The sequence below is a fragment of the Micromonospora sp. ATA51 genome, from assembly GCF_016802855.1.
Lineage (GTDB): Bacteria > Actinomycetota > Actinomycetes > Mycobacteriales > Micromonosporaceae > Micromonospora > Micromonospora sicca.
This window is the reverse complement of the sequence record NZ_JAEVHJ010000352.1, coordinates 1-6,595: the sequence shown is the minus strand read 5'-3', so window position 1 is coordinate 6,595 and position 6,595 is coordinate 1. Positions and strand designations below refer to the sequence as shown.

At 71.9% G+C, this 6,595-nt stretch carries 4 protein-coding genes and 3 pseudogenes; 3 read left to right on the top strand and 4 right to left on the bottom strand.

All coding sequences use genetic code 11. The annotated features are described in order from the left end of the window. Positions 1–113: 113 nt before the first annotated feature. A complete protein-coding gene (locus JNW87_RS32665; RefSeq protein WP_109803539.1) occupies positions 114–815 on the bottom strand; it encodes a 1-acyl-sn-glycerol-3-phosphate acyltransferase in 702 nt (233 codons plus the stop codon). 244 nt (positions 816–1,059) lie between these two features. On the opposite strand from JNW87_RS32665, the pseudogene JNW87_RS32660 reads away from it, so the two are divergent. Beyond that, positions 1,060–1,909: pseudogene (locus JNW87_RS32660) on the top strand (DUF308 domain-containing protein). A gap of 173 nt (positions 1,910–2,082) precedes the next feature. Then, complete coding sequence (locus JNW87_RS32655; RefSeq protein WP_238455007.1) at positions 2,083–3,501, top strand: trehalose-6-phosphate synthase; 1,419 nt, start codon at positions 2,083–2,085, stop codon at positions 3,499–3,501. A gap of 28 nt (positions 3,502–3,529) precedes the next feature. Here JNW87_RS32655 and JNW87_RS32650 read toward each other — a convergent pair. The 3 genes and pseudogenes from JNW87_RS32650 to groES form a co-directional block, all read right to left on the bottom strand. Beyond that, positions 3,530–4,003: pseudogene (locus JNW87_RS32650) on the bottom strand (molybdopterin-binding oxidoreductase); the annotation flags it as partial. Between the two features lie 123 nt (positions 4,004–4,126). Beyond that, complete coding sequence (gene groL, locus JNW87_RS32645) at positions 4,127–5,767, bottom strand: chaperonin GroEL (protein ID WP_109802945.1); 1,641 nt, start codon at positions 5,765–5,767, stop codon at positions 4,127–4,129. A 70-nt stretch (positions 5,768–5,837) separates the two neighbouring features. Next, entirely contained in the window at positions 5,838–6,152 is a 315-nt protein-coding gene (gene groES / locus JNW87_RS32640) for a co-chaperone GroES (protein ID WP_109802944.1), read from the bottom strand. A gap of 289 nt (positions 6,153–6,441) precedes the next feature. Here groES and JNW87_RS41805 point away from each other — a divergent pair. Beyond that, positions 6,442–6,595: pseudogene (locus tag JNW87_RS41805) on the top strand (SAM-dependent methyltransferase); the annotation flags it as partial.

Sequence of the window (6,595 nt, the reverse complement as noted above, 5' to 3'; positions counted from 1 at the left end):
GCCGCTGGCCGAGGTGCGGGCCTTCGCGCGGCGCAACGAGGCGCCCGGCCTGCTCGCCCTGGCCCGGCAGCCGGTCGCCGACACCGGGCCCGCGGTGGCCTGCTGAGGCCCGGTCAGACGGGGACGGGTTGGCTCGGCACGGCCGGGCGGCTCTTCGCCTTCTGCGCGTACATGTCGACGTACTCGCGGCCGGAGAGCTCCATCAGCTCGTACATGATCTCGTCGGTGACCGCGCGCTCGACGAACCGGTCGCCGGCCATCCCGGCGTACCGGGAGAAGTCCAGCGGCGCGCCGAAGCGGATCCGCACCCGCTTGACGTTGGGGATCAGCTGGCCCGGGGGCTGGATCTCGTCGGCGTTGAGCATCGCCAACGGGACCACCGGGGCGCCGCTCTCCAACGCCAGCCGGGCCACCCCGGTCTTGCCCCGGTAGAGCCGGCCGTCCGGCGACCGGGTGCCCTCGGGGTAGATGCCGGCGATGCCGCCGGACCGCAGCACCTTGAGCTGCGTGTCCAGCGCCGCGCGGGCGGCCCGGCCGCCGGAGCGGTCGACCGGGATGGTGCCGGAGCTGACGAAGAACATCTTGGTCAGCCAACCCTTGATGCCCTTACCGAGGAAGTATTCCGCTTTGGCGATGAATGTGACTTTTCGCTTGACGATGAGCGGAGTGAAGATCGAATCGGAGAAGGAGAGGTGGTTGCTGGCCAGGATGACCGGGCCGTTCTCCGGGACGTTCTCGAGCCCCTCCACCTGCGGGCGGAAGATCAGCCTCAGCAACGGGCCGAGAATGATGTACTTCATCAGCCAGTACAGCAACGGTGTCCTTCCAGCGGGGGTGGCGACACCCGTCACCGGGAGCCTGGCCGGGTCGCCGGCACCCGCCCGGGACCACGCCCGAGGCGCCGTCGGCGAGCGGGACTGTCGGGCATGAGCCTACGAACCAGGAGCGGCACGCCACAACGCACTCCCGGAACCGGGTCCTGACGTGTCACGATTCAGGGCACGGCGTAGGGCGCGCCGCGGCGAGGAGCACCGTCGGGTGCGACGAGGAGGGTGTCCGGTGTCAGCGGGTGGGCCCCGTCGGGGACGGCGGGACAACGGGCTCGACGCGAGCGAGTACGCCGTCGCGGGTGACGTGGATCCGCGCGTCGGCGAACACCTGCTCGACGTGCTCGCCGCCGGCGGCATCGCCGCGTACCTCCAGCCCTCCGCCGACCTCAACCCGGTGACCCGCACCACCACCGTGCCGTCCCGGCCGGTCGACCGGCTCTACGTCGACCGCTCTCACCTGACCACCGCCCGGGATTACCTCACCCAGCTCGCCGACGAGGGCACCCCCGAGCCGGCCCGGGACGACGAGGCTGACATCGAGGCCGAGTGGGCCCGGATCGTCGCCGCCTTCGACACCGCGCCGGCCCCCGGGAGCCACCCCTGGCCCGCCGCCGAGGACGTGGACGACCCGGTCGACCCGTCCGAACCGGCCGGCGGGGCGTCCCCGCGCACCGGGGCCGAGGAGTCCGGCGGGCCGACCGCCACCGACGTCCGGCGCCTGCCGTACGCGGCCGACATCTCCGGGATCTCGGTCAGTCGCGGCCGGCAGGACGAGCCGTCGCTCCTGGACGGCCTGGACACCTTCGGCGCCGACCTGCCGGCGGACGCCGACCGAGGAGCACTACACCCCACCCCCGCCGCCCCCGCTGCCCCGCTTCTCGAAGTACACGGTGGTCGGCGTCATGGCCATCGTCGTCGGCTTCGCGCTCTTCCTCTACCCCACGGCACTCCCGGTCGACCCCTCGGTGGTGACGCTGCTCGGCTTCACCGGCATCCTGGCCGGCTTCGTAACCCTGATCTGGCGGCTGCGTCCGGGCGACACCGACGACCATGACCCGGACGACGGCGCGGTCGTCTGACCCCGCCCTTGGGCGGCGCCCGCATCCCGGGACGGCGATGGACCACCGGCCGGTGACGTAACAGTGGTGTAACTTACGGTCAGTAGGAATACCGCTGTCCGTCACTTCCCCCACTGACTGCCCGGTTCCTCCCCGCTCGCGGCGGTCAGCCCCTGCTGATCGGAATGCCCGAGATGCGACAGAGTCCCCTCGTGGTGGTCGCCAACCGCCTTCCCATCGACGACAGTGTGGCGCCGGACGGCGCCTGCGAGTGGCGCCGCAGCCCCGGGGGCCTGGTGAGCGCCCTGCACCCCCTGCTGCGACATACCCCGGCCACCTGGGTCGGCTGGGCGGGCGGCACCGGCCCGGCGCCCCACCTGCCGGAGGTGGACGGCGTCCGCATGCACACCGTGCCGCTGACCGCCGAAGACCTCCGCGACCACTACGAGGGCTTCGCCAACGCGACCCTCTGGCCGCTCTACCACGACGCCGTCGAGCAGCCCGAGTACCACCGCCGCTGGTGGGAGGCGTACCAGCGGGTCAACCAGCGGTTCGCCGAGGCCGCCGCCGAGGTGGCCGAGCCGGGCGCCCTGGTCTGGGTGCAGGACTACCACCTGCAACTGGTCCCCGGCCTGCTCCGGGCGCTCCGCCCCGACCTGCGGATCGGGTTCTTCCTGCACGCGCCGTTCCCGCCACCGGAGCTGTTCATGCAGCTCCCGCGCCGGGTCGAGCTGCTGCGCGGAATGCTCGGCGCCGACCTGATCGGCTTCCAGCGGCCCCAGGCGGCGCACAACTTCGCGCAGCTGGTCACCAAGGTGCTCGGCCTGCCCGCCACCGACCGGCGGATCGGCGTCGGCGGCCGGGTGGTCCGGATCGGCGCCTTCCCGGTCTCCATCGACACCGCCGAGATGGCCGCGCTCGCCGCCCGGCCGGAGGTCGCCGACCGCGCCCGCCGGCTGCGCCGCGACCTCGGCAACCCCGAGCACGTCATCCTCAGCGTCGACCGGATGGACTACACCAAGGGCATCGAGCAGCGGCTCAAGGCGTACAGCGAGCTGCTGGCCAGCGGCGACGTCAAGGTGCGGGACACCGTACTGATCCAGGTGGCGGTGCCCAGCCGGGAACGGGTCGGCCAGTACCAGATCCTGCGGGAGCGGGTGGAGCGCGAGGTCGGGCGGATCAACGGCGAGTTCGGCCGGGTCGGCGAGCCGGCGATCCACTACCTCACCCAGACCTTCGACCGGGCCGAGCTGGCCGCCCTCTACCGGATCGCCGACGTGATGGCGGTGACCCCGCTGCGGGACGGGATGAACCTGGTCGCCAAGGAATACGTCGCTGCCCGGGTGGACGACACCGGCGCGCTGCTGCTCAGCGAGTTCGCCGGGGCGGCCACCGAGCTGTCCCAGGCGTTCCTGGTGAACCCGCACGACCTGGAGGGGCTCAAGCAGGAGCTGCTCGCCGCGCTGCGGGCCGCGCCGGCCGACGTGGCCGCGCGGATGCGGGCGATGCGGAAGCACCTGCACCGCAACGACATCCACGCCTGGGCCCGGTCCTACCTCAGCGCGCTGGACGAGAGCGGCTCCCTGCTCACCCGGCTCGCCGGGACCGACTGAGCCGGCCCGACGCCGAGGGCGGCGCTCAGCCGGCCGCCGGCGCCGGGTCCTTCTCCAGCCAGTCGAGGATCGCGTCGATCGGCTCCCGCCAGCGGGCGTCCAGCATCAGGTCGTGGCCCATGCCGGGGAAGAGCAGCGGGGCCGAGGCGTACCGGCGGGCGGCCCGGGTCAGCGCGGCGGCCACCCCGAGGGCGGCGAAGGCCGCGATGCCGGCCAGCCCGGCCCAGAGCCGGCGGGCGGCCAGCACGCCGAGCAGCGCGGCGAACGCCGCGAGCAGCAGGGCCGTCCCGACCAGCAGGGCGATCTTGTCGTACGTGCCGAAGAGCGCGATGGCGAACTGCTTCAGCGGCGCGGGGACGATGTCGACGACCAGCCCGCCGACCGCGATCAGCGGCGCGGAACGGGCACCGGTGAGGACGGCCACCGGTTCGGCGGCGCCGATCGCCACGGCGGCGGCGGTGATCCCGGCCAGCGCGGCGTACCCGCGGGACGTGGTGGTCATCGGACCAGTCTTGTCGATCACCCCGCCGGACCGGTAGCGGCGTCAGCGTTCCGTAACCAGATACGGGTCAGGGCACACCGTCGGCGTGACGGTGTGCCCTGACGTCGTCCGTACGGCGTCGGGTCAGAAGCCCGGGCCGTGCTGGTGGCCGTGACCGTGGCCGTGCCCACCGGCGGCGGCCGGCTCGGCCTTCTCCGGCTTCTCCACCACGAGGCTCTCGGTGGTGAGCAGCAGGCCGGCGATCGAGGCGGCGTTGGTGACCGCGTTGCGGGTCACCTTCACCGGGTCGATGATGCCGGACTTGACCAGGTCGACGTACTCGCCGCGGGCGGCGTCGAGGCCGTTGCCCCACTCCTTGCCGGCGACCTTCTGCACCACCACGTAGCCGTCGTGGCCGGCGTTCTGGGCGATCCAGCGCAGCGGCTCGACCAGCGCCTTGCGCACGATCGAGACGCCGGTCTTCTCGTCACCGGTGAAGCCGAGGTCGTCGTCGAGCACCGGGAGGATCTGGGCCAGGGCGGCGCCGCCGCCCGGGACCGTGCCCTCCTCCACCGCGGCCTTGGTCGCCGAGATGGCGTCCTCGATGCGGTGCTTGCGCTCCTTCATCTCGACCTCGGTGGCGGCGCCCACCTTGATGACCGCGATGCCGCCGGAGAGCTTCGCCAGCCGCTCGGCCAGCTTCTCCCGGTCCCACTCGGAGTCCGAGGCCTCGATCTCCTTGCGGATCTGGGCGACCCGGTCGGCGACCTCGGAGGTCTGGCCGCCACCGTCGACGACGGTGGTGGTCTCCTTGTCGACCACGACGCGCCGGGCGGTGCCGAGCACCTCCAGGCCGACCTGGTCGAGCTTGTAGCCCAGCTCCGGGGCGACCAGCTCGGCGCCGGTCAGGATGGCCATGTCCTGGAGCATCGCCTTGCGGCGGTCGCCGAAGCCGGGGGCCTTCACCGCGCAGACCTTGAGGGTCTTGCGGATCGCGTTGACCACCAGCGTGGACAGGGCCTGGCCCTCGACGTCCTCGGCGATGATCAGCAGCGGCCGGTTGTTCTGGAGGACCTTCTCCAGCAGCGGCAGCAGCTCCTCGATCGCCGAGATCTTCTGCGTGGTGATCAGGATGTACGGGTCCTCCAGGACCGACTCCTGGCCCTCCACGTCCGTAACGAAGTTCGGCGAGATGAAGCCCTTGTCGAACTGGAGACCCTCGGTCACGTCCAGTTCGGTGTGCAGCGCCGAGCCCTCCTCGACGGTGATGACGCCGTCGCGGCCGACCTTCTCCATCGCCTCGGCGATCAGGTCGCCGATGGTGGCGTCCTGCGCGGAGATCGTCGCCACGTGCGCGATCGACTCCTTGTCGGCCACCTCGACGGCCCGGCCGAGCAGCGCCTCGGAGACCTTGGCGGCCGCCGCGTCGATGCCCCGCTTGAGGCCGGCCGGGTTCGCCCCGGCGGTCACGTTGCGCAGGCCCTCGCGGACCATGGCCTGGGCCAGCACGGTCGCGGTGGTGGTCCCGTCGCCGGCGACGTCGTTGGTCTTGGTCGCCACCTCCTTGACCAGCTGCGCGCCGAGGTTCTCGTACGGGTTGGTGAGCTCGATCTCCTTGGCGATGGTCACGCCATCGTTGGTGATCGTCGGCGCACCGAATTTCTTGTCCAGGACGACGTTGCGCCCACGCGGGCCGAGGGTGACCTTGACCGCGTCCGCGAGGGCGTTGACACCGTGCTCGAGCAGGTGCCGGGCGTCGTCCGAGAAGCTCAGGATCTTCGCCATGAATGTCCCTTCGAAGCGACGTTGCGCCGGCCCGGCGAGCCGGACCGGGGCAACGACACTGATCGGTTGGTTACTTCTCGATGACCGCGAGGACGTCGCGGGCGGAGAGCACCAGGTACTCCTCGCCGGCGTACTTGACCTCGGTGCCGCCGTACTTCGAGTAGATGACGGTGTCGCCGACCTTGACGTCAACCGGGATCCGGTTGCCCTTGTCATCGATGCGGCCCGGGCCGACAGCGAGGACGGTGCCCTCCTGCGGCTTCTCCTTGGCGGTGTCGGGGATCACGATGCCCGACGCCGTGGTGGTCTCAGCCTCGTTCGCCTGGACCAGGATCCGGTCCTCGAGCGGCTTGATCGCAACCTTGGTCGCGGTAGTCACGGGCATACCCTCCTGGGGTACTTGGTTTCGTTGCCGGACGGCAAGCCGAACGGCGTCAATCTGCCACATGCCACCGGGCGGGGCCGTCGTCGCGGGTGCCGGTCCGCCTGGCGTTCAGCGCCCGGGCCGAGGCCCGGAAGCTGGCACCCTCGATGGGAGAGTGCTAATCGCAGGTTATTCCTCGGCTAGCACTCCGTCAAGGAGAGTGCCAATCCGTCGTCCGGCGCGTCGTCCCGACGAACATGATCAACTCCGCCCGCGGCCGGTCGCGGCAGCCCGGCGGCGGCACCCCACCATGCCGCACCCGGCCCCGCCCGGCCGATCCGCCCCGACGGGCGGGGAGAATGGCACGGTGGATCTCGACCAGCTGGCCGCGCTGCGTACCGCCGAGGGGTCGGCCGCGCTCGCCGCGGCCACCGAGGTGGCCGGCGGCGACCCGCTGGCCGCGG